Origin of the sequence: Pseudomonas anuradhapurensis (assembly GCF_014269225.2) — a bacterium.
Classification (GTDB): domain Bacteria; phylum Pseudomonadota; class Gammaproteobacteria; order Pseudomonadales; family Pseudomonadaceae; genus Aquipseudomonas; species Aquipseudomonas anuradhapurensis.
Genome location: NZ_CP077097.1, coordinates 198665 through 221893, shown reverse-complemented (window position 1 = coordinate 221893; position 23229 = coordinate 198665). Strand labels below are relative to the sequence as shown.

Below are 23229 nucleotides of genomic sequence, written 5' to 3'. Positions count from 1 at the left end.
AGCGGCCTTGCGTCGCGATGGGCCGCAAAGCGGCCCCCGAAGCTCAGCCGGAAACCTCAGCCCCAGCCACAGGCGGTTCTTCTTCCGGCTTTACCTCCGGGCTCTGCACCTTGCGCAGCCGGCTCAGCTCCGGCAGGCCAATTTTCAGCAAGCGTGCCGTCTTGCTGCTGGCCACCCGCTCCAGCCCCAGCTCCAGCCCGGCCGGCAGCCGCGACAACTGCCCAGCCAGGTTCATGGCCAGAATTTCTCGGGAATACACCCCGCCACCCAGCTGGTAGATGGCCGCAATCAGCTCGCGCAATGCCAACGGCAACCGCCAGCGGGTGCGTAGCGCCGAGCCGAACGCAGCACCGAACTCGTCGAGCGACCGCTGCACCTGGCCCTCATCCAGCTCGCCGCCGGCCAGCCGCCACTCCTGCAGGCAACGCAGCACTGCCAGGTCGCCCAAGCAATGCAGCAAACCTGCGCAGTAGCAACGCCCTTCGTCCAGTTCGAGCATGCGTGCCAAGGTACGGCCATATTCGGCAGCATGCAGCGAAAGGCCCCAATAACGGGCAGCATGCTTGGTCAGCAACGGGTCGCTGAGGCGTGCACTGCGTTTCAGAGTCATGCCAAGGACCAAGTTCATGCTCTGGGTGCTGCCAAGCTTGTTCAAGGCCTGCAGCAACGTCTGCACCGGTGCTTCCCGGTGCAGCGCAGCGCTGTTGGCCGCAGCGATCAGGACGGCGGTGATCTGCGGGTCGTCGTGCAGCTCCTCTTCGAGCACCTTCAGGTTCAGGCCCTGGGGGTTGAGCGCGCGCTTGAGCGCCGCCTGTACATCAGCCATCAGCGGCCCGCCATCGGCACTCGCACGGCGCTGCTCGAGATAAGCCGGCAGGCTGGCACCCGCCTGCAACGCGGGCGCCGGGCAGGCGATCGCTTCGCCAACGGCCAGCAACAGCTCTTCCAGGCGCTTGCGCAGGTTGTCCAGGTTCAAGGGTTTGCTCAGGTAGGCGGTGGGATGCAGGGGCAATACCTCATGCACACTGGCACTGTCACTGCGGTTGCTCATGAGGATGAACGGCAACCCCGGCCCTCTGGCGCGGACCTTGCGCAACAGGTCGAGGCCATCGACACCGGCCAGTTCACGCGCGGCGATGATCAGGTCGGGCTGGCTGGACAGCGCGCTCAGCGCCTGCTCGCCATCGGCGCACACCTGCAGGCGGGCATCGCAGCGCACGCTGAGCAACATTTCGCTGAGCATGTCACGTACCCAAGGGTCACCTTCGACGATCAGTACACTGGGTGGGGAGGGGTGCGCAGCGTTCATCGCCAAAACTCCTGAAAATCCCTGACACACAATCCGTCGCAGCTTGCCAAGCGAGTCCTGCCACAACGATAGCGCCAGCAGCGGTATATGGGCATAAAAAAACCCGCCGAAGCGGGTTTTTTCTGCAGCAGGTCACATCAGGCGATTTCAGCGAAGCACTCTTCGATGATCGCCAGGCCCTTGTCGAGCAGTGCGTCTTCGGCGGTCAGCGGAACCAGAATCCGCAGGACGTTGCCGTAGGTACCGCAGGACAGCAGGATCAGGCCCTTCTCGCGCGCCTTGGCCACAACCTGGCCAACAGCAGCAGCGTTCGGCGTGTGAGTGCCTTTCTCGAAGACTTCGACAGCGATCATCGAGCCCAGACCACGCACGTCGCCGATGATCGGGTACTTCTTCTGGATTTCGCGCAGGCCAGCGGTCAGGCGCTCACCGACAGCCTTGCTGCGGTCCAGCAGTTTCTCTTCTTCGAACACTTCGATGACGGCCAGGGCCGCAGCACAAGCGATCGGCGAACCGGCATAGGTACCACCCAGGCCACCCGGGGCGATGGCGTCCATGTACTCGGCCTTGCCGCACACACCGGCCAGCGGGAAGCCACCAGCGATGGATTTGGCGAAGGTGGTCAGGTCAGGCGCAACACCCATCTGCTCCATGGCGAAGAAGGTGCCAGTACGGCCAGCACCGGTCTGTACTTCGTCGGCGATCAGCAGGATGCCGTGCTGGTCGCACAGGGCGCGCAGGCGCTGCATCAGCTCTTTCGGCGCCGGCAGGAAGCCGCCTTCGCCTTGAACCGGCTCGAGGATGATCGCGGCGATGTCGCGCGGCTCGGCGTCGTTCTTGAAGATGCGCTCGACCGAGGCGATGGCGTCGTCAACGCTGATACCGTGCAGTTCGCTCGGGAACAGGGCGCGGAAGATGCCGCCTGGCATCAGGCCCATGCCGGCGGAGTACGGCACGACCTTGCCGGTCAGGCCCAGGGTCATCATGGTACGGCCGTGGTAGCCGCCGGTGAAGGCGATGACGCCAGCACGGCCGGTAGCGGCACGGGCGATCTTGACGGCGTTTTCAACGGCTTCGGAGCCAGTGGTGACCAGCAGGGTCTTCTTGGCGAAATCGCCCGGGACCAGCTTGTTGATCTTCTCGCACAGCTCTACGTAAGGTTCGTAGGCCAGGACCTGGAAGCAGGTGTGGCTGACCTTGGTCAGCTGCTCTTGCACGGCCGCAACCACTTTCGGGTGCAGGTGGCCGGTGTTCAGTACTGCGATGCCGCCGGCGAAGTCGATCAGTTCGCGGCCTTCAACGTCGATTACGGTAGCGTTCTTCGCAGTATCGACGAAGATCGGGTGGATCTGGCCAACACCACGTGGGACGGCGGCGACACGACGTTGCATCAAGGATTCGTTGGTCTTGCTCATAATGCCCTCATTTGCGCCGTTCTGAATGGCGCTTTTATTCGGGGGTGGCTGGATGTGCTCGCGAACAGTATTCGTTGATCGACTGCCGTGAACACCCGGGCCACCAGGTACTGCGATGTCAAAAAGGCCAGCGAGACGTCGCTCTCGCGCCCCGCTGGCAGAGGTAAAACCGTTACCTTGCGATCAGATGCTGATGCACAGGTATTTGATTTCGAGGTAGTCCTCGATACCGTATTTGGAACCTTCGCGGCCCAGGCCGGAGGCCTTGATGCCACCGAACGGTGCCACTTCGTTGGAGATCAGGCCGGTGTTGATACCCACCATGCCGTATTCCAGCGCTTCGGCAACACGGAACACACGGCTCATGTCGCGCGCATAGAAGTACGAGGCCAGGCCGAACTCGGTGTCGTTGGACATGGCGATGACTTCGGCCTCGTCCTTGAAGCGGAACAGCGGCGCCAGCGGGCCGAAGGTTTCTTCCTTGGCGACGGCGGCAGTCTTCGGTACGTCGACGAGGATGGTCGGCTCGAAGAAGTTGCCTTCGATGATCTTGCCACCGGCCAGCACCTTGGCGCCTTTGCCAACGGCGTCTTCGATGTGTTCCTGAACCTTGGCCACAGCCTTGCCGTCGATCAGCGGGCCGGTGGTGGTGCCTTCTTCCAGGCCGTTACCGATCTTCAGCTTGGCAACAGCGGCGGCCAGCTTCTGGGCGAACGCGTCGTAGACGCCGTCCTGCACGTAGATACGGTTGGCGCAAACGCAGGTCTGGCCGTTGTTGCGGTACTTGGAGATGATCGCGCCCTCGACCGCCTTGTCCAGGTCGGCGTCGTCGAACACGATGAACGGGGCGTTGCCACCCAGCTCCAGGGAAACCTTCTTGATGTCCTTGGCGCATTCTTCCATCAGCTGGCGACCGATTTCGGTCGAACCGGTGAAGGACAGCTTGCGTACCAGGGAGTTGCTGGTCAGCTCGCCGCCAACTTCGCCGGCGCTGCCGGTAACCACGCTCAGCACGCCAGCCGGGATGCCGGCACGGTGGGCCAGTTCGACCAGGGCCAGGGCGGAGTACGGGGTCTGCGAGGCAGGCTTGAGCACCATGGTGCAGCCAGCGGCCAGGGCCGGGCCGGCTTTACGGGTGATCATGGCGGCCGGGAAGTTCCACGGGGTGATGGCCGCAGTAACACCGATTGGCTGCTTGATGACGATCAGGCGCTTGTCTGGCTGGTGGCCAGGGATGGTGTCGCCGTAGACGCGCTTGGCTTCTTCGGCGAACCACTCGATGAACGAGGCAGCGTAGGCGATTTCGCCCTTGGCTTCGGCCAGCGGCTTGCCTTGTTCGGTGGTCATCAGGCGGGCCAGGTCGTCCTGGTTCTCGATCATCAGTTCGAACCAGCGACGCAGCTTGGCCGAGCGCTCTTTGGCGGTCAGGGCACGCCAGGCCGGCAGGGCCTTGTCGGCGGCCTCGATGGCGCGGCGGGTTTCCGCAGTGCCCATCTTCGGCACGGTACCGATGACTTCACCGGTGGCCGGGTTGGTCACCTTGATGGTCTGGCCGTTGTCCGCATCCAGCCACTCACCGTTGATGTAGGCTTGCTGGCGGAACAACTGAGCGTCTTTGAGCTGCATGTCGGCTTCCCGAATTGTTGATTGTTGAAAAGCGCCCAAGGCAGGGCATCGAGCGTTTGAAATCTCAAACGAATGCTAAGCGGCTGCTGGGGTGTTGGACAATAGGCTGTTCGAAAAAAAGAACGAATGGTTGAACACCCGGGGCAAAATTCACGATTTTGCACAATGGACCCGGCCTTTTCGCGGGCTGACCCGCGACAAGGCCAGTACAGGTTAGACGAGCGGGCTGAAGGAAATGTGATGGGAGGACCGACGGCCTCCCGGAAGGGATTGATCAGAATGCCTTGGGCAGAACGATCACCAGCACCCGGTAGCCGGCCGAGCCCGACTGGCGGCAGTGCAATTTCAGCTCGACCAGTACCTCCTCGACGACAGAGAGAAAAAACCTACAGATCAAGGCGATGGACGCCATCGGCACAGATGGGTATCATGCGTGCGCGTTGCACTCGTAGCTCAGCTGGATAGAGTACTGCCCTCCGAAGGCAGGGGTCGTGGGTTCGAATCCCGCCGAGTGCGCCATCTTCTTTCCCTTGCGTCGCAAGGGTCAGCGCTTCCGACAGAAGCCCGTCCTGATTCAATTCGCCGTAAAGGCTAGCCAGCCCAGCGCAAAAACCTTCTAGACCAAAACCGACGCTCAAGCCTGTGGCGCGTACGATCGCAAGCGAAATCGACCGGTCTTGGGTTGAGGCATTTCAGAACAACCGCAGCGGCATGTTGACCACCAGGCGCACTTCGTCGTAGCTGCCATCGATCTGCCCGCCATGGGCCCGATGGTTGTAGACGATGGTGCGCACACTGGTGTCGCGCCAGGAGCCGCCCTGCAGCACGTAGCCGAGCACCAGGCCATTCTCCTCATGCCGTGCGCCACGTAGGCCACGCACGTTGTAGCCGGCATGGCGGCCATTGCGATCGCCCTGGTAATGACTGCCATCGATGCCCCAGCCCTTGGCGTGCCACACCCCCAGGCTCAGGCCCGGCACGCCGTAGGCGCTGGCATCCAAGTCGTAGCGCAACTGCCAGGAGCGTTCGTTCGGGCCGTTGTAGTCCGAATACAGCGAGTTGGCCATGTAGTTGCCGGTCGACTCCCACACATAGTCGAAGTACTCGTCACCCTCGATCTGCTGCCAGGCCAGCGTCAGCCCGTGGGCCTGGTGCATCAGCGTGGTGGCCAGGCTCCAGGCCTGGTTGTCGATGTAGCCCAGTTGCTGCTGGCCGCTGTCGCGGGTGCGGTAGTAATGAAAGGCCGGGCGCACAGCCAGCTCGGCCCGATCACCCAGCGTGCCACCCAGCCCCAGGTACAGCTGCTGCCAGGTATCTGCCAGGTGCGAGCCGTACAAACTGGCGGACAGCGCACCGCTGTAGCGGGCACCCACATAGCTGATCGAATCGGCCTTCACCGCCCGATCGCCGAAGGTGCTGGTCAGCCGTTCGCTGCCGGTGCCGGTGCGCGGGATCGCCCGGTCGAAGCGCCCGGCATCCAACTGCAGGCCATCAATGCTCTGATCGCTCAACGCCACGCCCTGGAAGCTCGACGGCAACGCCCGGTTGTCCTTGTAGCGCAACATCGGGTTGTCCAGGCGTTGCCGGCCGACCCGCAAAGTACTGCCGGCCAGGCGCAGGCGCAGCGCACCGACCGCCAGGCGGCTCCAGGTCGGGATAGCGTCGCCGTCGCTGTCCACCAGTACCCGGTCACCGCCATTGGCCACCCGGCCATGGCCGCGCTGCAGGTTGACCGCGCTGTATAGCGAGGCATCCACACCGATGCCGAGCAGGCCTTCGGTGTAGCCCGATGCATAGTCGAGCATCGCCGCCTGCACCCAGGTCTCGCGCACCCGCGTGGGGGGCAGGCGGCCATCCTTGCGGATCGCCAGGTAGGTGTCGCCCTGGGTGTGCTGGTTTGAGTAGTAGTGCCGCAGGTTGAGGTCCAGACGGCTGCCGTCGATGAAGCCGGGCTGGCCCGCAGCCACGCAGGGCGTGACCAGGGCGCAGCACAGAAGCGTGCGTCGTAGCATGTGCAAGTGGTGTTCCTGTCCGTGAACAAAGGTCGGGCCGCGCCTGCCTGGCACGGCGTGGGAGTCACTCGGGCCAGTGGCGGATCGGCCCGCGCCAGGTCTCGAAGGCCTTGGCCAGGCGCAGCAGCCAGGTGTCGGCGAAACGCGGGGCGACCATCTGCAAGCCGATGGGCATGCCTTGGTCGCTGAAGCCGCAGTTGATCGACAGCGCCGGTTGCTCGCCCATGTTCCAAGGCACGGTGAACACAATGTGTTCGAATGGCCGTTGCGGGTCGTTGCCGGGCGAGGCCAGTTCGGCGGGATAGGCCTGCACCTGGTTGGTTGGTGACAGCAGCAGGTCGCATTGCTCGAACAACCGTGCGGCGCGCCGGCGCATCTCGAAGGTCTGGTTGAAGCCTTCCACCGCTTCTACCGCCGTCATGTGGCGGGCCGGCTCGGCCCACTGGCGGATGTACGGAAGCACCTGGGCCAGCCGCTCGGGCGCCAACTGGCTGAGTTCGCTCCACTGGCGCGCACGCCAGAAGTGGTCGAGGCCGTCAAGCAGGCGACGCTCCATCAAGGGCGCCACTTCCACCAGCCTGGCACCCTGCGCCTCGAACAACCCGGCGGCGGCGCGCACCGCGGCGCAGGTCTGCGCGTCGGGCTGCAGGCCGCAACCGGGCTCAAGTAGCAGCCCCACCCGCAATCCACGCACACTCACCGGGGCCAGGCCCCAGTCAAGCTCGGCTGGCGGCAGGCTGGTGGCGTCGCGTACATCCGGACGCGCCAGCACCGCCATCATCGCCGCGCAGTCGTCCACCGTGCGGGTCATCGGCCCGGCGCAGCGGCCGGTGTAGTACGGGTCGATAGGAATGCGCCCGAGGGTCGGCTTGAAGCCCACCAGCGCGCACCAACCGGCCGGCAAGCGCACCGAACCACCGATGTCGGTGCCTACGTGAAGGGGGCCGTAGCCTGCCGCCGCAGCCGCAGCCGCCCCGGCGCTGGAACCGCCGGGGTTGAGCGCCGTGTTCCACGGGTTACGGGTGATACCGTGCAGGCTCGACAAGCCCGAGGACAACATGCCGAAGTCTGGCACGCTGGTCTTGCCCAGCAATACTGCGCCCGCCTCGCGCAAGCGTGCCGCCGGTGGCGCGTCGGCTACAGCCAGGCGCGGCTCCAGGCCTGCGCAGCCCTGGTCGAGCATCTGGCCACGGGTAGCGATCAACGACTTCAAGGTCACCGGCACGCCATCCAGCGGCCCGAGCGGCGCACCCTTGGCCCAACGTTGAGTGGACGCAGCAGCCTGCTCCAGTACCCGCTCAGGGGCGAACTGGCACAGCGCGTTCAGGGCTGGCTCGCGGCGCTGCACATGGTCGATCAGATACTGGTGGTACTCCAGTGGTGACAGCTCGCGGCGAGCATAAAGCGCCGTCAGTTCGCCCGCCGACAGCCACTGTAAAGACCCGCCGCTCATTTGACACCTGCCGGCACACCGGCATTTTCTGCGGCCGGCACGCGCTGGCCGAACAGGCGCACGCAGCACAGCCCCACTGCGCCCATCAGCACGCTGAAGCCCACCGCCACCCACGGGTTCCAGGGCATCAGGGCAATCAGCAACAACGGCGTGACGCTGGCCCACAAGGCGTAGGCGATGTTGTAGGTGACGGAAATTCCCGACACACGAATCGCCGCCGGGAACAGCTCGACCATGAGCGACGGCACCACCCCGACCACACCGCAGCACAGGCCGGCCAGCGCGTAGGCCGCGGCGATCAGCGGCAGTTCGAAAATCAGGCTGGCATACAACGCCGCCACGCCGGCCGGCAGCAGTGCGCTGTGAATCGCCAAGGCGCGCCAGGGGCCGAGGCGGTCGGCCATGCGCCCGGCGAGCACGCAGCCGATATTGAGGAAGACAATGCCCACGCTGCTCAGGGCGAAGGTCTGGTCCGCCGGCAGACCGAAACGCTTCTGCATCACCGTCGGGGTTATCACCACCAGCACCACCACCGCCGAGGTCAGCAGGCAGGTCAACAGCAGCGCCGGGGCGATGGCTGCCCGGTGTTCGCGCAGCACGGTGCGCAGCGGCAGCTCCGGGTCGGCGGCACGGCGCGCCTGCAGGGCGACGAACACCGGCGTTTCGCTGAGCCAGCGGCGCAACCACACACCGACCAGGCCGAACACGCCGCCGAGAATGAACGGTAGCCGCCAGCCGTGATCGAGCATCTCCTGTGGGGTGTAGACCCGCGCCAGCACCGCCGCGGTAACCGCGCCCAGCAGGTAGCCGAAGGTCAGCCCGGCCTGCAGCATGCCCAGGGCGAAGCCGCGGTGCCCGGCCGGCGCGTGCTCGGCGACGAACGCCCAGGCGCTGGGCACTTCGCCGCCCACTGCGGCGCCCTGCAGGATGCGCAGGGCCAGCAGCAACAATGGCGCCCAGTATCCGATCTGCGCGTAGGTCGGCATCAGGCCGATCACCAGGCACGGCAAGGCCATCATCAGGATGCTCAGGCTGAACACGCGCTTGCGCCCCAGGCGGTCGGCGAAGTGCGCCAGCAGGATGCCGCCCAGCGGTCGCGCCAGGTAACCGGTGACAAAAATGCCGAAGCTCTGCAGCAGGCGCAGCCATTCGGGCATCTGCGGCGGGAAGAACAGCTCGCTGAGGATCAGCGCAAAGAACACGAAGATGATGAAGTCGTAGATTTCCAACGCACCGCCCAGCGCGGCGAGGCCCAAGGTCTTGTAGTCGGCGCGGCCGAAGCGCGTGGGAACGGGTAGAGGATGGGCCGTCATTGGCATGGCTGTCCTTTAGTCGGGTAACGGAGACGCCGGCAGCACCGGTCGGGCGAATGGTCACCGTGGCAGGCAGGCGGGACAATCAAAAAGCGCATCTGGGTCGCTTTTTCACCTGAATCTGTACATTGAGTTTTGATCGCGAAAGCCAATAATCGGGCCACCTTTCCTCACAAGATGACCCCATCATGGAAGATGTTCAAAGCCAGATCGCCGCATTTGACCACCCAGACGTCGAAGCTGTGGCCATTATCCGTGGCCGTGTGCTGCACGCCTTGCAGACCTTCTTGCTCGACCGGGACTTCCGCCAGCTGCTGCCCATCCTGATGTCGCCGATCACCGACCCACTGAACCACGCGGTGTACCCGGCCGAGATCCAGTACCAGCAGCGCCGCCTGAAACTCACCGCCAGCATGATCTTCCACAAGCAACTGGCCCTGACCGCCCGCGGCCACGAGCGCATCTTCATCGTCGCGCCGAACATCCGCCTGGAAAAGCCGGAGATCAAGGACTCCCAGCGCCACCTGCTGGAGTTTTCCCAGTTCGACTTCGAAATCCGCGGCGGCACCATGCAGCAAGCCATGCAGCTGATCGAGCAGATGGTCAAGCACACCCTGGACGAGGTGCGTGAGCACTGCGCTGCGCAGCTGGCCCAGCTGGGCCGTGAGCTACCGCGCTACGAAACCGCCTTCCCGGTGTACAGCACCAACGAACTGCAGGCCGAGCTGGGCGACGACTTCGAGCGCCTGATGTCGGAAAAGGCCCATACGCCGTTCTTCATCACCAACCACCGCCGCGAGTTCTACGACCGCGAGACGCCTGGCCAGCGCGGCCACTACAACAACTATGACCTGATCTGGCCCGAGGGTTATGGCGAGGCCCTGTCGGGCGCCGAACGCGAATACGAGCATAGCCAGATCCTCTATCGCATGAACGAGCTGGACATGGACCTGACCCCGTTCGGCAACTTCCTCGAAGTCGCCCGCCAAGGCCTGCTGCACCCCAGCGCCGGCGGCGGGCTGGGCATCGAGCGACTGCTGCGCTTCATCTGCGGCAAGCGCCATATCCGCGATGTCGCCCTGTTCGACCGCAGCGTCGGTAGCGACTTCCTGTTCTGAGCCCCACCGCCCTCGTTCGGCCTGCCCTGACGGCAGGCCCTTTCCGGAGATATCCGCATGAACCCCTTGCGCATTCACTGGTGCTCGCCGCTCGACAGCGGCCAGCAGAAAGCCACCGACAAGTACGACACCGGACGCCTGGACTTCGCCGGTATCATCGATTTCGCCCAGGAAGCCGACGAACTGGGCATCGACTCGCTGCTGATGGGTATCAGCTATCACATGCCCGACCCGCTGCCGATGATCGGCGCGCTGGTGCGCGAAACCCGCAACGTAAAGTTCATCCTCGCCTACCGCCCCGGGCTGTTGCACCCGACCCTGTTCACCCAGGTGGTCAACACCCTGTCGTGGATGTCCGACAAGCGCATCGCGCTGAACCTGGTGGCCGGCATTTCGCCGGACGAGCAGGCGTACTACGGTGACTACGTCGCCCACGATGGCCGCTACGCGCGCACCTGCGAGTTCATCGATATCCTCAGGCGCTTCTGGGCCGGGGAAACCCCGCTCAGCCACCACGGCGACTTCTACCAGTTGGACAAGGCGCAGCTCGGCCTCCCGTTCAAGGACCACGAGCGGCCACGCCTGTATCTGAGCGGCGCCTCGGGCATCGCCCAGCAGGTGGCGGTATCGCACAGTGACTGCTGGCTGCGCTACGGCGACACCCCCGAAGGCATCGCCGAAGCCGCGCGCGAGGTACTTGCAGCCGGCCGCTCGGTAGGCATACGCATGCACGTGCTGGCGCGGGAAACTCGCGAAGAGGCCCTGGCCGAAGTCGAGGCGATGATGGAAAACCCCGACCAGCAGCACCGCGAATGGGTACGCCAGTTTGTCGCCCGCTGCGACTCCGAGGCGGTCAAGACCTCGTTCCGCCTGGCCGAGGGCGCGCGCCACGACTGGTTGTCGCCGATGCTCTGGTCGGGCGCCGTGGCCTACCGAGGCGGCCCGGCGCTGTGCGTGGTGGGCAGCTACGAGGAGGTGGCGGCCTACCTGCTGGAGTACAAGAAGGTCGGGGTGAGCGAGTTCATTTTTTCCGGCTGGCCAACCCGCGACGAGATGCGCCGCTTCTGCCAGCACGTACTGCCGCGCCTGCGCGAACTGGAAGCCGACCTGGACCGCCAGCATGGCTGAGCACGCGCCCCTGCGCCGCTTCGGCGCCGGCCTGCTGCTGGGCCTGATGGCCGAACAGACGGTGCTGTTTGCCGTGCCGCTGATGGTCTACCAGGCCACCGGTAGCCTGCGCTATTCGGGGCTGGTGTTCGCCCTGGAGTGGCTACCGGCGCTGCTCGCCTACCCGTTTGCCGGGGTGCTGGCCGACCGTGTCGGCGGGCGCACCCTGCTGCAGTGGGCCAACGTGCTGCGCGCCGCCAGCCTGGCGCTGACCGTGCTCTGCTGCAGCCTGGCGCCGGCCCTGACGGTCTGGGTGCTGGCGGCCAACGGGGTGCTGCTGTCGCTGCTGATGGCACCGGTACGCATGGCCGTGGAACGCACCGTGCCGCAGGTGGCGCCGGCCGAGCGCCTGGCGCATACCCAGTCGCTGGTGCAGAACATGGAGCTGCTGGCGCAGGTGCTGGGCCCAGCCAGCGCCGCCGCGCTGGTGCTGTACAGCGGCAAGCTGTCCCTGCTGGGCCTGGCCGCCGCCGCACTGCTGCTGGCAGCACTGTGCTGGCGCGGCCTGCCCGACGCCCACGCCAACAGTGCTCGGCAACCGGTGCTCGACGCCCTACGCCAAGGCTGGCAGCTGCTGCTGGGCAACCCGCCAATCGTCAGCCTGGCGCTGCTGAACTTCAGCATCAACCTGGCCTTTGCCTGCGTACTCAGCGCCAATGCCTTCGTCGTAAGCGGCGTATTCCAGGCCGCCGACGGTGCCTTCGGCCTGATCAACAGCGCCGCCGGCGCCCTGGGCCTGCTGAACTTTTTGCTGGTGCCGTGGCTGCTGACGCGGCTGTCGATCCACCAGCTGGGCGCGTTGGGTTTCGCCGTGCTGTGCGGCGGAATCCTGGCCATGGGGCTGGCCAACGGTGTGCTCGCCTACGGTGCCAGCTTCGTCCTGGCCATGGCTGGCTGCACCCTGTTCAACGTGTTCAACCGCACCCAGCGAATCAAGGTGATCCCGCGTGAGCACCTGGGCAAGGTGATGGGCCCGTTCTACCTGCTCAACCTGGCGTCCTTCCCGCTGGGCGGCCTGCTCAGCGCCAGCATCGGCCAGCGCTACGGCATCCAGGGCCTGATCCTCGCCCTGGGCCTGCTGCTGTGCGTGCCGGGCGCCCTGCTGTTTCACCTGACCACGCGGCGCCTGAACGCCGCACTAGGCACTGAAAACCCCGCCATGGAGGCATCCCGATGAACAGCCAACCCCTGTGCCTGCTGGCCACGGTCGAATCCGACTCGCACATGTGGAACCTGGTGTACTTGCAGATGTGGCTGGGCGAACGCGGCCTGGAGGTAAAGAACCTGGGCAGCTGCACACCAGTGCAGGCCGTGCTCGACGCCGTCGAGCAGCACCGCCACGCGCGTTTGCTGGTGATCAGCAGCGTCAACGGCCACGGCTACTCCCAAGGCCTGACGCTGATCCACGCGCTGCGCCAGCAGTACCCGCACCTGCACGTGGTGATCGGCGGCAAGCTGACCACCTCCGAGGAGCAGACCCGAGCGGTGCGCGAGGAACTGCTGGGCGCCGGGTACAACGCGGTGTTCACCGAGGCCGACGCCCTCGACGCCTTCCAGCACCACCTCGAACGCCTGGCCCAGGCCCGTTATTCGCTGGTGCTCGGCACCGGTGACGTCGCGCACTGGACCTGAGCCCCCGTCTGTTGCCCGAACAAGGAACGAACCCATGCATATCGTGATCGTCAACCGCTGGCCGCGCTTTCACGACGGCCAGCGTTGGGACAATGAACTGACCCGCTACGAAGCCTTCTTCGACCACCAGGCCCACCGCATCAGTTATGTGGTCGACGGCCCCGGCGCGCTCGGCGTGCTGGCGCCGCGCGAGCAGATCGCCCACCTGGTGCAGGTCGAGGACGTCAACCAGTACTCGCAATTGCTGGCCGCGGTGACCGAGGTAAGCGAACGGGTCGGCCCGGTCGACCTGCTGATCGCCTTGTCCGAATTCACCCTCGAGATCGCCGCCCAGGTGCGCCAGGCGCTGAACATCCCAGGCCATGGCCCGGACGAAGTGGCCGTGTACCGCGACAAGGCGCGGATGAAACAGGTGCTGCAAGAGCATGGCCTGGCCGTACCGGCCTTCACCCGCTGCGAGAGCCTGGCCCACACCCTGACTTTCGCCGCCAAAACCGGCTACCCGCTGATCGTCAAGCCGGTGGACGGCGCCGCCAGTATCGGCGTGGTGCGGGTCGATGACGAGCGCCAGCTGCTGGCCGCACTCGACGGTGTCGACCTGGCGCGCCACGAAGTGGAAGCCTTTGTCGAGGGCCAGGTGTACCACGTCGATGGCTACACCGACGCCACCGGCCAGGTGCCGTTCCAGGCAGTGTCGCGCTACCTCAACAGCTGCCTGGACTTCGCCCGGCGCCAGCCGTTGGGCTCGGTGCTGCTGCAAGCCTCGCCGTTGCGTACGCGCATCGCCGACTTCAGCCGCCAATGCCTGCAGGCGTTGGGGCTGCGCGACACCGCCTTCCACCTGGAACTGTTCGTGTGCGAGGACGGCAGCCTGGTGTTTCTGGAGGTGGGCGCGCGGGTCGGCGGCAGCGAGGTGCCGCACCTGATCAACCGGGTGTTCGGCGTCAACCTCTACGAACATTGGCTGAAGAACCTGCTCGGCGAGCCCGCCGCCCTGCCCGACCAGGACGGCGATCCCAGCGGCGGCTGGTTGATCATCCCCAAGCCGCAACAACTGCCGTGCAGGGTGCTTGAGGCGCCGTCGCAGCGCACCCAGGTCGCCTCGCTGTGGCGCGAACTGCTGCCCCAGCCCGGCGAGGTGCTGGAGGCCGGCGGCGGCTATGACGCATTGCAGGGTGGGCGTTTCATCTTCACCGGCAGCGACCAGGCTGGCATCGAGCGAGACATCCGCCACGTCATTGAACACTACCGCCTGGAGGCGCAACCGGCATGAACCACGCCGCCCGTACCGAACACGACGACGCCGCGCTGCTGGCCCGGCTCATCCCTTACCTGAGCGACAACGACCAGCATGCCGTACGCGTGTTCGGCGAACGTCTGATTGAAGCCGCCGGCGGCCTGGCAGGCCTGGCCAACTACCGCCTGATGGTCGCCTACGGCGGTGGCAAGGACAGCTCCTACACCGTGTCACTGCTGCGCGCGACACAGCTGCACCTGGCCATCACCCATGGCTGCACCTTTCACCTGCGCATCGCCAACATGCGCCATGCTGGGGTGGCTGATGCAGTGATGGCCAACATCGACCGGGCCTACCACGCCCTGGCGTTGTACGGCGACCCGCGGGTCGAGATGCTGGTGGTCGACCACCGGCAGATCCGCCCGTTCGAACGCCACCTGCCCTTCCCCAGCGAGGTGAAGGCGATGAACCGCTTCGACGTGCTGATGAACGGCCACCGTACCGCCGGTGACGGCCGCCCGACCTTCTGCAACAGCTGCAACCTTGCAGTTGCCGACTTCTTCGGCCGCGCCGCCTGGTGGCAGGGTGGCGTCGACGCAGTGGTCACCGGCGACTCGCGCAAGGAACAGAAGCACTACTTCACCTGGATCATGCGCCTGGCCGAACGCCTCGGGCTGGACGTCGAGGACTGCCGTCGCCAGGGCTTTCGCGGGCTGTTGCAGGCGCTGGACGGTATTGCCCAGGCCTACTTCATCGAACTGCTCGGCGACGGCTTCGACGCTGCCCTCGACGAGCGTCGGGTCAGCACCGGTAACGCCAGCGGCGAGCCTGCGTTCATCAGCATCTACGACCTGGTGAGCTACCGCGTCGACGACCACTGGGAGCTGATTACCGAATTTCTCGGCTTCCGCTTCGAGGAGCTGGCGTTCAGCTTCACCGAGTCGGACTGCGCCAACCCGATGCTGATGGCGCACCTGCGCGGGCTCAAGGCCGAACAGGTGCAGGGGCGCAGTTATGACCAAGGACTGGCCGAATACCTGGAGCTGGCCCAGGCGCTGATGCGCAAGAAAGAAATGCCAGACCGCCTCATCGAGCTGGCCCTGGCGCCCTACGCCGACGCCGCCGGCAAGGCCAACCGGCGCGCGCTGGCCGACGGCTTCGCCCGCTCGGCCTTCGACCTCGACGAAGAGCAGCTGATCTGCATGCAGTTCTCGCCCTTCGTCAGCCAGGGCCGCGACCTGGCGCTGTACCTGAGCCTGCGTCACCCGCAGCTGGTCGGGCGCCTGCAAGACCTGCACGCGCTGCTCGGCGGCCAGGCCGAGGACGAGGTGCTCGGCCACTGGCTCGGCGAGGTCAGCGGCCTGCCGCTGGCGGCATTGCGCAGCCTTTACCGGCACGCGCCCATCGACTTCGACAGCGACGCCTCACTGATCGCCCGAGTGCGCGCCGGCGACCCGCACAAGGGCCGTATCGTGCGCCACGACCCGGCCACCGGTGTACAGGTAGTCGAACTGGTGTCGGGACGCTGACCATGGCCAGCACCGATACCAGCCACTTCCAGCGTTTCATCGAACGGGCCCGCGAGCGCGGGCAGCTCGTGGTGCAACCGCGCATGGGCTTCGCCGACATCCCCAGCATGCGTGCTGGCCTGGAAGCAGTGGCCCGCCAGCCGGGCGCCCTGGGTACCATCACGCTCGACAGTTACACCCGTGTCGGCGATTACCAGAGCGCCCTGCGCTGCCTCAATGACGGCAGCCCGCTCAACGGCTTCCCTATCGTCAGCCATCCGCTGGAAGCCCTGCGCGGCATGCTCGACGGCCTTTACGGCGCGGACTTCCCGATCCAGGTACGCCATGGCACGGCCCAGCCACAGAACATCTTCAAGCGCATGGCCGCAGTCGGCCTGGACGCCACCGAAGGCGGCCCAGTGTCCTATTGCATGCCCTACAGCCGCTTGCCGCTGCTGCATGCGGTGGACGCTTGGGGGCAAAGCTGCCGGGCGCTGGCCGAGGGCACCGCACACGGCCACATCGAGAGCTTCGGCGGCTGCCTGCTGGGTCAGTTATGTCCGCCCTCGATGTTGCTGGCGGTGGGCCTTCTCGAAGCCATGTTCTTCCGCCAGTACGGTATTCGCAGCGTGTCGCTGAGCTACGCCCAGGGTACCAGCATGGTCCAGGACCAGGGCGCGCTGCGCGCCTTGCGCGAGCTGGCGGCGCACTACCTGAGCGACATCCACTGGCACGTGGTGGTGTACACCTACATGGGCGTGTTCCCCTGCACCGAGCATGGCGCCCGCCGGTTGATCGTCGACAGCGCCCGCCTGGCCCAGGCCACCGGTTGCGAACGGCTGATCGTCAAGACCGTAGCCGAGGCCCGGCAGATCCCTTCGGTGCGCGACAATCTCCAGGCGCTGGACATGGCCAGCAGCAGCGCGGCGCAGGCGCCGGCGGCGCTCGACCCAGCCAGCCAGGGCTATTACGAAGAGATCCTGCTGGAAACCCGGCAACTGGTCGACGCCGTGCTCGAGCTGCACGCCGACCTGGGCACTGCGCTGCTGCAAGCCTTCGCCCGGGGCTTGCTGGATATCCCCTACTGCCTGCATTCGGACAACCCCGGCCGCGCCACCACCCTGATCGATGACCACGGTGCGCTGCGCTGGGCCAGCCTCGGCGGCCTGCCGCTGGCGCGTAGCCACGCCGCAGGCAACGCCGACCACGGCGTGCGCGCCGACCAACTGTTCCAGATGCTGCACTACATGGTGAACCGTTATGACCAACCCTTGCATTGAACCCGGGCAGCGCCCGCTGGTGCTGGTAGACGCCTATTCCACCGGCGCCTTTCTCGCTCGCGCGCTGGCCGAGCACCGCCCGCTGCTGCATGTAAGCTCACGACGCGACATGCCGGCGGCCTTCGCCGCCAGCTGCCCGCAGGCCCTGTTCACCCAGCACTACCAACTGCACGAGGTCGGCTTCGAGCCGCTGTGCCAGGTACTGGCAGCCCAGCACCCCGAGGCCGTGCTGACTGGCAGCGAGTTCGGCGTTGAGCTGGCCGACCGCCTGGCCGCCGCCCTTGGCCTGCCGGGCAACGACCCGGCGCTGTCGGTAGCGCGCCGCGACAAGGCGCTGATGGCCGAGCAAGTCGCCGCTGCTGGCTTGCCGGTGGCAGCACAGTTGCGCACCGGCAGCGCCGAACAGGCCTGCGCCTGGTTCCAGGCCCAGGGCGCACGGCCGGTGGTGGTCAAGCCGCTGGACAGCGCCGGCTCCGACCAGGTGTTCATCTGCCGCGACGCCAGCCAGGTCCGCGATGCCGCCAATGCCATCCTCGGCGGCACCAACCTGATGATGCGCGACAACCATGAAGTGTTGGTGCAGGAGTACCTCGAAGGCGACGAATACGTGATCAATACCGTCAGCCATCAGGGCCAGCACTGGCTCAGCGATGCCTGGCGCTGCACCAAGACCCTGAGCGAGGATGGCCGCAAGATCTACGACAGCGAATACCTGCTGGCTCCCGACGACCCGTGCCTGGAGACCTTGGTCGGCTATGTCGAGGGGGTGCTCGACGCCCTGGCCATCGCCGAGGGCCCGGCGCACACCGAGGTCATCCTCACCGCCGCCGGGCCACGCCTGCTGGAAACCGGCGCACGCCTGTCCGGCCTGGCCAACCCGCCCGCCCTGCAGGCTGCCACCGGCGCCGACCAGGTCAGCCTGACCGTCGAGGCCTGCCTGACCCCAGCCCGCTTGCTGCAGCGCCCTCGGCGCTATCGCCAGTTGCAGGCGGCCTGCACCCTCAACCTGATCGCCCGTGGCCAGGGTCGCTTCGACCTGGGCCGGGTAACCTCGCACCTCGACCAGCTGGCCTCGTACCACAGCGCCCGCTGGCGTTTCAGCGACGGCCGCGCCCTGGCGCCGACCGTCGACCTCAACAGTTCGCCGGGGGCCGTGTTCATGGTCCATCCGCAACCTGACCGCATCCGCCAGGACCAACTCGCCTGGCGGACGTGGGAGCAAGACTGGCTGTAACCGGGAGCCCCACCTACCGGGGCCGTTTCACCACTAAGGAGACACTGATGAGCACGCAAATCCGTAACGGACGCATGACTGTCCCGCAACTGGTGGCCATGAAGGGCCGCCAGAAGATCGTCTCACTGACGGCATACTCCAGCGCGATTGCCCAGGTAATCGACCCTCTGGTCGACTTCATCCTGGTCGGTGACTCCACCGCGATGGTCGGCTACGGCCGCAGTTCCACCCTGGGCATGCGCCTGGACGAGACCATCGCCCATACCCGCGCGGTAGTCGACAGCACGCGCCTGGCCTGCGTGATCGCCGACATGCCGTTCGGCAGCTACCAGGAAAGCCCCGAGCAGGCATTTCGCAACTGTGCCGAGGTGCTGGCCCGCACCGGCTGCGCCGCAGTGAAACTGGAAGTCAACCAGGTGCTGGCCAGCACCGTGGCATTTCTGGTTGAGCGCGGCGTACCGGTGATGGCGCACATTGGCCTGATGCCGCAGTTCGTCAACGTCATGGGCGGCTACAAGGCCCAGGGCCTGAGCCCGGAAGGCGGTGCAGCACTGTTGGCCGACGCCCGCGCCAACCTGCAAGCCGGCGCCTTCGCCCTGCTGCTCGAAGGCGTCGCCGAGCCGGTGGCCAGGGCCATCACCGAGGCCAGCGACAAGCCGACCATCGGTATCGGCGCCTCCCCGGCTTGCGATGGCCAGGTGCTGGTCACCGAGGACCTGCTGGGCCTGGGGGGCGAGCACGTGCCACGGTTCGTCAAGCAGTACGCCGATGTAGCCGGGGTGATCCGCGAGGCCTGCGCACGCTTCGGCGACGAGGTGCGTGACGGCACCTTCCCGACGCTTGACCACTGCTATGGGGTCTGAGCCTCGTCCTGGATCGCCTTGACCAGGCGCTGCAGCGCCTGGGGAATGTCCTTGCTCCAGTCCAGCGTGTAGCACAGCCGCAGGTGGCTGCGCCACAAGCCTTGCTGGCTGAAGATTTCCCCGGGTGCGATGACGATGCGCTGGTTCAACAGGCACTGGAAGACCCGGCGCATTTCTACCGGCCGGGTCGCTTCCAGCCACAGGCTCGCCCCACCCTGGGGCACGCCCCAGCGCAGGTAACCCTGGCCGTGAAGCTCCAGCAGGCCATGCATGTGCTGCATGCGCTCGCGCAGCATGGCGCGTAGCAACTGCACGTGCTGGTCGACCCGGCGTGAGGCGTACAGCTTGGCGATGGCCTTCTGGCGTATCGGCGAGAGGCGGAAGGCGCGCTCCAGAAACAGTTGCTGCAATTGCTCGATATGGCGCCGGCACAGCAGGTAACCATAGGGCGCCTCGGAGCCGATGACCTTGTCGAGGGTGGAAAACACCAGCAAACGATTGGGGTCGGCGAAGTCGCGATAGCGGGCCGGCGAGGCCTCGAAGCAGAACTCACCATAGCCATCGTTCTCGAACAGCCACACATCCTGCTCGGCCAGCCAGCGGCAAATCTGCTGCTTGTCCTCAGCCGGCATCAGCCCGCCCTGGGGTACGTTGGTGGCCGACGACAGCACCGCCAGGCGCACAGGCTGGGCATGCAGCAACTGGCGGAACTGCTCCAGGTCGAAACGGCCGTCGGCGCGCAACGGCACCTCGACGATGGTCATGCGCGCCGCCAGCAACTGGCGCAGCACCGCCCAGGAACAAGGCGACTCGACCAGCGCTACCTGGCCTTCCAGGCTCAGGGCACGCAGCGACAGCTCGAGGATGCTGCGCAGGTCCGAGCCGATGAACACATGCTCGGCATGCCAGTAGCGCTGTGGCGAGCGCGTGTAGCGGTCGGCCAGCACTCCGCGCAGCTCCGGCTCGCCGAACGGCTGGTACAGCGGTGCATGGGAACGTGGGTACTGGCGCGCCAGTTCACGCTCGATCATCAGCAGCGGTTTTTCCAGCGACAGCAGCATGGCCGGCGCGTCGCTGCTCAGGGCCAGCATGCCGGGCTGGCGGGCGCTGGAGAACACCGTGTCGAGCAGGCTGGGTGAACATTCGCCGTGCAGCGGTGCCTTGCTGGCCCGGGTGAAGTAACCGTGCCTGGGCCTCGCGTACACCCGGCCCTCGTCTTCGAGCAGCGAATAGGCGTACTTGGTAGAGGACACCGACACGTTCAGGCGCTGGGCCAGCTGGCGCAACGACGGCAGGCGCTGTTCAACATCCGACGGTGAGGCCTCGATCCAGTCGAGCAGGTACCGGTATACGGCCTGGTAGGTGTAGTGGGACTTGGTGTTGTTGTCTGCTTCCATTCTCACGGGGTCACTTCTGAAAAAGCGCAGGCACAGGGTACACGCGAATCCCGCGCGCTGCCCTACGCCCCGGGTGGTGTAAACCCTGTTCGGAACGGGACAGAAGCACTGAACGGGACCCGGCAACGCGCCCGGGGCTTTTTCGTTTGTGCGACATGTCGCGCTTCTGGCACTCCCGTGCCAAGGGTCATTGGTGTTAGCGTGGGCGTCTTCCCGTTTGCGGACGGGTAACCCACACAATGATTGGCGAAGGAATGCGCACAACCATGCACCTGAAAAAACTTACCGCCACCGCCTTGCTGCTGGCCAGCATCGGTCTTTTCACCCAACCGGCCCAGGCCAACCTCACCCAGCAGCAGTCGGCTGCCATCGTCAAGGCCTTCGACGGCAGCGATCCAAGCGACTTCAAGCAGTTCATCGGCAAGCTCAAAGGCAGCGACCTGGCCAAGGCCGACAACCTCGAGGCAACGCTCGATGCCTACCTGGCCGGCAAGCCACTGGCAGCCGAGCAGCAGAATGAGATCAACCGCCTGCTCGGCCTGTACACCCGCATCAAGTACGGCAAGGCCGCCAGCGAAACCCTGCGTGAACTGGTGGCTATCCCGACCTTCAACGTCGAAGGCACGCCGCAGCACGAAAACCCCGAGTTCCTCAAGATCGCGGACAAGATCAAGGCCCTTGCCGAAAGCTTCGGCCTGGCATTCCGCAACATCGACAACCGGGTTTACGAGATTTCGCTGGGCAGCGGCAAGGAAGTGGTAGGCATCCACGCCCACGCCGACGTGGTGCCGGTCAATCCGGACAACTGGAAACTGGCCGATGGCACGCGCCTGGACCCGTTCAAGGTGACCCTGGTCGGCGACCGCATGTATGGGCGCGGCACCGAAGACGACAAGAACGGTATTGTCGTGGCGATGTACGCACTGAAAGTGGCCAAGGACGAGAACCTGCCGCTGGCCCGGCAGTTCAAGCTGCTGATCGATACCACCGAAGAAACCAGCGGCGATGCCATCCCGTACTACTTCGAACGCAACCCCACCCCCGACTATAACCTGGCGCTCGATGGCGGCTACCCGGTGGTCATCGCCGAGAAAGGCTACGGCACGATCATGGCCAGCTTCAGCAAGCGCCCGGCCACTGGCAAGGGCGCGGAGATCGTCAACCTGACCGGCGGCCTGGCCACCAACCAGATCCCGACCACGTCCGTGGCGACACTGGTCTCCGATAACCCGGCAGCGCTTGCCAAGCGCCTGCAGCAAGCCGGCGCCAAGTACGTGAAGCAGCATGGCGGCGATTTCAGCATCGACGCCAAGCCTCAAGGCAACAACGTGCTGCTGACGGTAACCGGCGTTTCCGCCCACTCTTCGGAACCGGAATCCGGGGTCAACCCGGTGGCGCGCATGCTTGATTTCATCAATGGCCTCGGCCAGCAGGTGCCGATCAAGCACAACCACTTCACCGATGCCGCCCGCTACGCCGCCGACAACTGGGGCCTGGACTACCTGGGCAACAAGCTTGGCGTGGCCTTCAAGGACTCGTTCATGGGCCCGCTGACGGCATCGCTGACCTTTGTCGGGGTTGATGACAAAGGCCTGAAACTGGCCGTGAACCTGCGCATTCCCAAAGGCAAGCCAATCGCCACGATCAAGGACGAACTGGCCGACAAACTGGGCAAGTGGACCCGCCAAAGCCACACCTCGGTGGCCTTCGACTACAGCCTGGACGAGCCGATGTACCGCAACCCCGAAGGCGAATGGGTCAAGGCCCTGCTTGACGTGGCTACCGAGAACCTGGGCATGAAGCATGAGTTCGGAACCTCGGCAGGGGCGACCTCGGTACATGACCTGCCTAACGGCGTGCAGTTTGGCCTGGCCATGCCGGACGTGAAATACACCGGGCACAACGACAACGAGTTCAAGACCGTGGAACAGTTCATGCTGGACCTGCAGGTGGTGAGCGAGATGGTGGCGCGGATCGGGCAGATGCCGAAACTCTGATTGACTGTACCGGCCTCTTCGCGGGCACGCCCGCTCCCACAGGAATTGCGCGAAGTCGGTGCGATACCAGTGGGAGCGGGCATGCCCGCGAAGAGGCCAGCACGGGCGACCACTCATGACGTTTTTCAATCGACTCGATGCCGTTTCCTGCATTGCCGTGCAGAGCGCCGTGCCGGATGCTTTATTTACTCCGAGACATGGCTTTTCCACCCGCAGAGGCTCGTATGAAGACCGTCGAACAAATCCTCAAGACCAAGTCCCAGCACCACACCGTTTACACCATCGGCCCAGATGACTCGGTACTCGACGCCCTGAAACTGCTGGCGGAGAAAAACGTCGGTGCGCTGCCCGTGGTCGAGGGCAACCAGGTGGTGGGCATCGTCAGCGAACGGGACTATGCGCGCAAACTGGTGCTCAAGGGCCGCTCCTCCGCCGCCACGCCGGTGCGCGAGATCATGAGCGCGCCGGTGGTGACCGTGGAGCCGAAGCAGAACCTCGAGTACTGCATGAACCTGATGACCAACCGCCACCTGCGCCACCTGCCGGTGGTCAGCAATGGCGAGTTGCTCGGCCTGCTGTCGATCGGCGACCTGGTCAAGGAAACCATTGCCGAACAGGCCCACCTGATCCTGCAACTGGAACAGTACATCCGCGGCGAATGATCCGCC

At 65.5% G+C, this 23229-nt stretch carries 19 protein-coding genes and 1 tRNA gene; 12 read left to right on the top strand and 8 right to left on the bottom strand.

The window, feature by feature from the left end; all coding sequences use genetic code 11:
- Positions 1 to 43 precede the first annotated feature (43 nt).
- The 4 genes from HU763_RS00975 to HU763_RS00960 all read right to left on the bottom strand — a co-directional run bounded on the left by HU763_RS00975 (position 44) and on the right by HU763_RS00960 (position 4768).
- Complete coding sequence (locus HU763_RS00975) at positions 44 to 1309, bottom strand: HDOD domain-containing protein (RefSeq protein ID WP_186687698.1); 1266 nt, start codon at positions 1307 to 1309, stop codon at positions 44 to 46.
- A 137-nt stretch (positions 1310 to 1446) separates the two neighbouring features.
- Positions 1447 to 2724, bottom strand: coding sequence for a 4-aminobutyrate--2-oxoglutarate transaminase (gene gabT / locus HU763_RS00970; RefSeq protein ID WP_170027788.1), 1278 nt, complete (start codon positions 2722 to 2724; stop codon positions 1447 to 1449).
- 183 nt (positions 2725 to 2907) lie between these two features.
- Positions 2908 to 4350: an NADP-dependent succinate-semialdehyde dehydrogenase gene (gabD, locus tag HU763_RS00965; protein ID WP_170027787.1), complete on the bottom strand. Its 1443-nt coding sequence runs from the start codon at positions 4348 to 4350 to the stop codon at positions 2908 to 2910.
- Positions 4351 to 4624: 274 nt separating this feature from the next.
- Positions 4625 to 4768 carry a hypothetical protein gene (locus HU763_RS00960; protein WP_200627333.1) on the bottom strand — a complete coding sequence of 48 codons (144 nt, stop codon included), beginning with the start codon at positions 4766 to 4768 and terminating at the stop codon, positions 4625 to 4627.
- A gap of 24 nt (positions 4769 to 4792) precedes the next feature.
- On the opposite strand from HU763_RS00960, the gene HU763_RS00955 reads away from it, so the two are divergent.
- Positions 4793 to 4869, top strand: a tRNA-Arg gene (locus tag HU763_RS00955).
- 173 nt (positions 4870 to 5042) lie between these two features.
- On the opposite strand, the gene HU763_RS00950 is transcribed toward HU763_RS00955, so the two are convergent.
- The 3 genes from HU763_RS00950 to HU763_RS00940 form a co-directional block, all read right to left on the bottom strand.
- The gene (locus tag HU763_RS00950) at positions 5043 to 6362 is read right to left on the bottom strand and encodes an OprD family outer membrane porin (RefSeq protein WP_186687701.1); all 1320 of its coding nucleotides are present in this window, start codon (positions 6360 to 6362) and stop codon (positions 5043 to 5045) included.
- Between the two features lie 64 nt (positions 6363 to 6426).
- Positions 6427 to 7815 (bottom strand): amidase, encoded by a 1389-nt coding sequence (locus HU763_RS00945; RefSeq protein ID WP_186687704.1) that lies wholly within the window; start codon positions 7813 to 7815, stop codon positions 6427 to 6429.
- Positions 7812 to 9128, bottom strand: coding sequence for an MFS transporter (locus HU763_RS00940; protein WP_186687707.1), 1317 nt, complete (start codon positions 9126 to 9128; stop codon positions 7812 to 7814). Before HU763_RS00940 ends, HU763_RS00945 begins: the two co-directional genes overlap by 4 nt.
- A 188-nt stretch (positions 9129 to 9316) precedes the next feature.
- On the opposite strand from HU763_RS00940, the gene HU763_RS00935 reads away from it, so the two are divergent.
- Genes HU763_RS00935 through panB form a run of 9 tightly spaced genes read left to right on the top strand, consistent with a single transcriptional unit; the run spans position 9317 to position 19167 of the window.
- On the top strand, positions 9317 to 10246 hold the full coding sequence (locus HU763_RS00935) for an asparagine synthetase A (RefSeq protein WP_186687710.1): 930 nt from the start codon (positions 9317 to 9319) through the stop codon (positions 10244 to 10246).
- A 57-nt stretch (positions 10247 to 10303) separates the two neighbouring features.
- A complete protein-coding gene (locus HU763_RS00930) occupies positions 10304 to 11374 on the top strand; it encodes an LLM class flavin-dependent oxidoreductase (RefSeq protein WP_186687713.1) in 1071 nt (356 codons plus the stop codon).
- Positions 11367 to 12590: an MFS transporter gene (locus HU763_RS00925; RefSeq protein ID WP_186687716.1), complete on the top strand. Its 1224-nt coding sequence runs from the start codon at positions 11367 to 11369 to the stop codon at positions 12588 to 12590. The genes HU763_RS00930 and HU763_RS00925 overlap by 8 nt, the downstream gene beginning before the upstream one ends.
- Complete coding sequence (locus HU763_RS00920) at positions 12587 to 13045, top strand: cobalamin B12-binding domain-containing protein (protein WP_186687718.1); 459 nt, start codon at positions 12587 to 12589, stop codon at positions 13043 to 13045. Before HU763_RS00925 ends, HU763_RS00920 begins: the two co-directional genes overlap by 4 nt.
- Positions 13046 to 13079: 34 nt before the next feature.
- Positions 13080 to 14318, top strand: coding sequence for an ATP-grasp domain-containing protein (locus HU763_RS00915; RefSeq protein ID WP_186687722.1), 1239 nt, complete (start codon positions 13080 to 13082; stop codon positions 14316 to 14318).
- Positions 14315 to 15811, top strand: a complete 1497-nt coding sequence (locus HU763_RS00910) for a hypothetical protein (RefSeq protein ID WP_186687725.1) — start codon at positions 14315 to 14317, stop codon at positions 15809 to 15811. The genes HU763_RS00915 and HU763_RS00910 overlap by 4 nt, the downstream gene beginning before the upstream one ends.
- 2 nt (positions 15812 to 15813) lie before the next feature.
- Positions 15814 to 17070 carry a methylaspartate mutase gene (locus HU763_RS00905; RefSeq protein ID WP_186687727.1) on the top strand — a complete coding sequence of 419 codons (1257 nt, stop codon included), beginning with the start codon at positions 15814 to 15816 and terminating at the stop codon, positions 17068 to 17070.
- Entirely contained in the window at positions 17051 to 18304 is a 1254-nt protein-coding gene (locus tag HU763_RS00900) for an ATP-grasp domain-containing protein (protein ID WP_186687730.1), read from the top strand. The genes HU763_RS00905 and HU763_RS00900 overlap by 20 nt, the downstream gene beginning before the upstream one ends.
- A gap of 47 nt (positions 18305 to 18351) precedes the next feature.
- Positions 18352 to 19167 (top strand): 3-methyl-2-oxobutanoate hydroxymethyltransferase, encoded by an 816-nt coding sequence (gene panB, locus HU763_RS00895; RefSeq protein ID WP_186687732.1) that lies wholly within the window; start codon positions 18352 to 18354, stop codon positions 19165 to 19167.
- Here the strand turns inward: panB and HU763_RS00890 are convergent.
- A complete protein-coding gene (locus HU763_RS00890) occupies positions 19155 to 20564 on the bottom strand; it encodes an aminotransferase-like domain-containing protein (protein WP_186687804.1) in 1410 nt (469 codons plus the stop codon). The genes panB and HU763_RS00890 overlap by 13 nt on opposite strands.
- A 266-nt stretch (positions 20565 to 20830) precedes the next feature.
- Here HU763_RS00890 and HU763_RS00885 point away from each other — a divergent pair, with 266 nt between their 5' ends.
- Together HU763_RS00885 and HU763_RS00880 are read left to right on the top strand one after the other, a co-directional pair.
- Positions 20831 to 22561, top strand: coding sequence for a dipeptidase (locus HU763_RS00885; protein WP_186687735.1), 1731 nt, complete (start codon positions 20831 to 20833; stop codon positions 22559 to 22561).
- Between the two features lie 224 nt (positions 22562 to 22785).
- A complete protein-coding gene (locus HU763_RS00880) occupies positions 22786 to 23223 on the top strand; it encodes a CBS domain-containing protein (RefSeq protein ID WP_056806073.1) in 438 nt (145 codons plus the stop codon).
- The last annotated feature ends 6 nt before the right edge of the window (positions 23224 to 23229 follow it).